Below are 3,609 nucleotides of genomic sequence, written 5' to 3'. Positions count from 1 at the left end.
CCTTGAGCATGTCCATGGATCACCCCCGGTACCAGATACGGGCTGCGCCCGCAAGGGGAGATTTACCACGAAACGGAGATGTGGGTAAAGTCCTGCTATGTGTAAGCGTTTGTGTCTGGGGGGCATACCTTTCCAGAAGCATCCGCTCCAATACCTCCTGTACCTCCACAAATCCCTTCAGCCTTCGCTCCGCCCACCTCCCTTCCTGCCGTTCCCCCTCCACGTACAGGAGCTTGTATACCGATTCCGGCCGGGGAAACTTATGGTCCCGCACCTTCGTCCCTCGCCTTATCTCCCGGATAAACCGCTCCATGAGGTTGGTGGCCCGAAGATAGGGCCAGAGGAACTAGGGGTACTCGTAAAAGCGCAACAGTGCCCCTGACCCCTCCTACCAGGTAGCCACCAGGGATGGGTACCTGCCCCCCCAAGCTTCCCTGAACCTCTCCAAGGTCCTGAGGGCCTCCGCTCGGCTCCCCGCCATATACACCTCCCGCAGGTCTTGCGCCAGCAGGCCCCTGTCCCGGGAACGCACCCGGGCCAGGCTGGAGCGAACCGTATGCACCACACACCGTTGCCATTGGGCCAGGGGATAGACCCGCCGAATCGCCGCAAGATACGCTATCGCGTGACCCTCTATTCCGGGTATCCCATCGGTGATAAAGAGCAGAACCCGCCGCAAGCCCCTGTGCTATAGCTCCCGCAAAACCTCCTCCCAAGAAACCGCATCCTCCCTGGGAAGGAGCCAGGTCAGCCGAAGGCTATCTTGCAGCCCAGAATCCACCTCTCCCCTGAGGGGGTAATCCCCAAGGCCACGTACACCACTTCCCGCTCCATCCCCAGTCCTTCCCTGAAAACCTTCAGGAATAGCCCATCCAGGTAGACAAAGGCCATTTCTTCGGGCAGGGGCCTATGCCGGAAGGCTTCCGCTCCCTCCAGCACCTGGTCCGTAAGGGTACTGATGGTCTCATGGGTGTACCGGTGGCCCAGCAGCAGGCTCATCACCTCAGCCGCTTTACGCTGGCTTACCCCGGCGGCATACAGGGCTACGGCTACTTCCCCTACATCCACTAGGCGTCTGCTGTAGGGCCTTAAGATGGCGGGATAGTATTGCCCTTCCCGAACCCGAGGAATGCGCAGTTCCACCTGGCCAAAAGTGGTGTCCAGCTGCCTGGGCTAGTAGCCGTTTTTGCGCCGCCCATGTTCCTGCAAGAAAGCCTCCCGGTCAGCATTCAGTACGGTCTGCAACACCTCGGCCACCGTTTCCCTCACCGCTTCCCTTAGAAGGGTTTTCAGGGTATCCATGGTCCATGGGGCACCTCCTATCCTTGGGCGCCCCCCTTTGATACGCAAACCCCTACACATAATTCCTTACACGACCCCCGTGCACACGGAGAGGCCCGTGAGGTGGGGGGAGGTGATGAGAAGAAGCAACGTTACTATCTTGTGCGAAGCATCTTCTTAAGGGCCAAGAAGTGAACTGTTGCAACGCAACTTATAGCTATCAGCTACCTATGGGTAGGTAGTAACTGCCCCGAGATTAGAAAAGGGGCACAGCCACAGCTTTCCGAGCACTCGTTATTGCCACTCTGTCGAGAAGTTCTTCGTACACACCTCTATACTGAGTAACTACAAAAAGGTACTCTTCGTTTCTTGTATGGGAAACCTTTCCGACCTTCTCTCCTTTGGGGTTGTAAATGCCAATCAAGGCTCCGACATAGCGTTTGTGTGGACGGGAAAAACGCACGACATATCCCCATTCCTTGAGAATCTCCTCTATCTCCTCTGAAGTAAAAAATCCCTCGTTATTAAAGGAAAGAACAACATGTCTAGCTTTGATCTTCCTTAGGAGCTCTTTCATAGCTGCTTTGGCCTCTTTTCTGGAGTTGAATGGACTTTTCCTTTCCTTGACATCTATCCTTTTTCTAGCAATCCCGTATGTTTCCGGGTTATCCCAAAGGACCAAGGTTTCCCAGACGTGGTAGTTGCCCAAGTAGGAGTGCTGATTATACGGTGGGTCTAGATAAACCAAGTCGACGCTAAGCTCCTCTACTACCTTTAAGGCATCCCCTTGAATGGCCAAACCTTCGCCAGGCAGCAATGGGGGGTATTCCAGCTGCAAATCGTTATAGGACCTGGGTGCCCAGGACTTGAGGTAGGCCATTTGAACCCCTGTGGTTGAGTCCACCTTGTCTGCGGCTAACATCAAACTCGTCAGTAGAATAGCCTTTAGTGTGGGGTCTTCGGAGTAGCGTTCTTCTATGGCCTCTCGTATTGCTTCTATCCGTTGACCGTTTTTGGGCTGAAAGTATCGTGCTTCCTCACAGTAAGTGTGGGTGAACCACCCTTTCTTGGGAGGCAAAGCCATAAGGTCAGCCAGTATGGGTTTGAGCTTTTCTTTCGTATAAACCCGAGCGTTAGCTTCAACTAAAGCTTTGGCCAACACAAAGGCGTACGTATTGATATCGTTAGCTGCAACCCAAAATCCATGTTTCTTGAGAGCATGGGCTACCCGTGCGCTACCAGAGAAGAGATCAGCCACCCTGTAGGAGCCATCGAGCTGTCTCAATAGGGATATAACCTCAATAATCCAGGGCAACAAAGCGCGTTTTGACCCAATGTACTTTATCATTTGCCCTCCAGCCATTCCTTCCACAAAGAAAAGAGGCGAAGGTACTGTCGAACGGAGCTAACCATCTCAAACTTGTACCAGCAAAACGCATAGCTTAGCCGTAATGCATGTACACCGATTCCCGTGTGGTATTTGTTTCTGTACTTGAGAATGGCATCGTTTGTAAGTAGCAAGAGCGTTGTGCGAGGATATAGGGCCCCTATCTCGAGATAGTCTAGATTCTGGTACGCAAACCGTTCGTGGGCGTTACCATCGACCCTGGCCCCCTCAGAAGACTTCAGAGATTTTATTTCTAGCAGGGCTTTTTCCCTTAGCGTGCCACTTTCCAAGAAGATAATCACACCGTCGAACTGGGTGCGCTTACGCCTATACAGTTCTGGATAGTTAGTCCCGGAAAAAGGATAAGGTTCATCCTCTTCAGGAATCCATCCTCTTTCTGCTAGTTCCCCTAACTTGGGGGTATACCACTCCTCCACAACGAACTCCCTTTTCAAAAATGAGTCCGGAACTCGAACGAAATCGTTCTGTAGCGCGCCTGAAGTAATCTCAGCAAAGAGAGGATTGTGCCTGAATGCAGGTAATCTGAACACCAAGACTCTTTTATTTTCTTCGTTTACGACTGCAAGAGCGTCAGCCAGATGGTTTTGTCTTGAAGTTCCTTCTGCAGCAACCGGGCGTAATCTTAATGAGGGAACGGCGGTGACCAGCAATCGGCCATATTTCAGAAGACCTTCCGCAACAACAGCTTCAAACTCTCGGCCCCCTCTAGCCTCACCTGTCGTACGTCCTGGTAAGGTAGGAGCACCTTCAAATGAGGCCACTCCTTTGGCAATCTCGTACATTTCGTTCATATGCCCTCCTCGCCCCAACAGTATATACCAGTAGCAGGGCTTTACCCAAAACTCCTTCCTCGCCCTCCCTTAGCCTGCTTCAAGAGTTCTTGGGTGACTTCATAGTTGAGCAGGCGAACCAGGCCCCTC

General features: G+C 52.7%; 2 protein-coding genes and 1 pseudogene. All 3 read right to left on the bottom strand.

Going from position 1 to position 3,609, the window contains the following annotated elements:
- Nucleotides 1-19: 19 nt before the first annotated feature.
- The 3 genes and pseudogenes from H531_RS13570 to H531_RS14400 all read right to left on the bottom strand — a co-directional run bounded on the left by H531_RS13570 (nucleotide 20) and on the right by H531_RS14400 (nucleotide 3,480).
- Nucleotides 20-1,309, bottom strand: a pseudogene (locus H531_RS13570) (IS256 family transposase).
- A gap of 228 nt (nucleotides 1,310-1,537) precedes the next feature.
- On the bottom strand, nucleotides 1,538-2,644 hold the full coding sequence (locus H531_RS14115; RefSeq protein ID WP_245540699.1) for a DNA adenine methylase: 1,107 nt from the start codon (nucleotides 2,642-2,644) through the stop codon (nucleotides 1,538-1,540).
- On the bottom strand, nucleotides 2,626-3,480 hold the full coding sequence (locus tag H531_RS14400; protein WP_126177675.1) for a hypothetical protein: 855 nt from the start codon (nucleotides 3,478-3,480) through the stop codon (nucleotides 2,626-2,628). Before H531_RS14400 ends, H531_RS14115 begins: the two co-directional genes overlap by 19 nt.
- Nucleotides 3,481-3,609 lie beyond the last annotated feature (129 nt).

The sequence above is a fragment of the Thermus islandicus DSM 21543 genome (assembly GCF_000421625.1).
Lineage (GTDB): Bacteria > Deinococcota > Deinococci > Deinococcales > Thermaceae > Thermus > Thermus islandicus.
The sequence above is the reverse complement of the archived record's forward strand: the minus strand, read 5'-3'. Positions and strand labels throughout refer to the sequence as shown.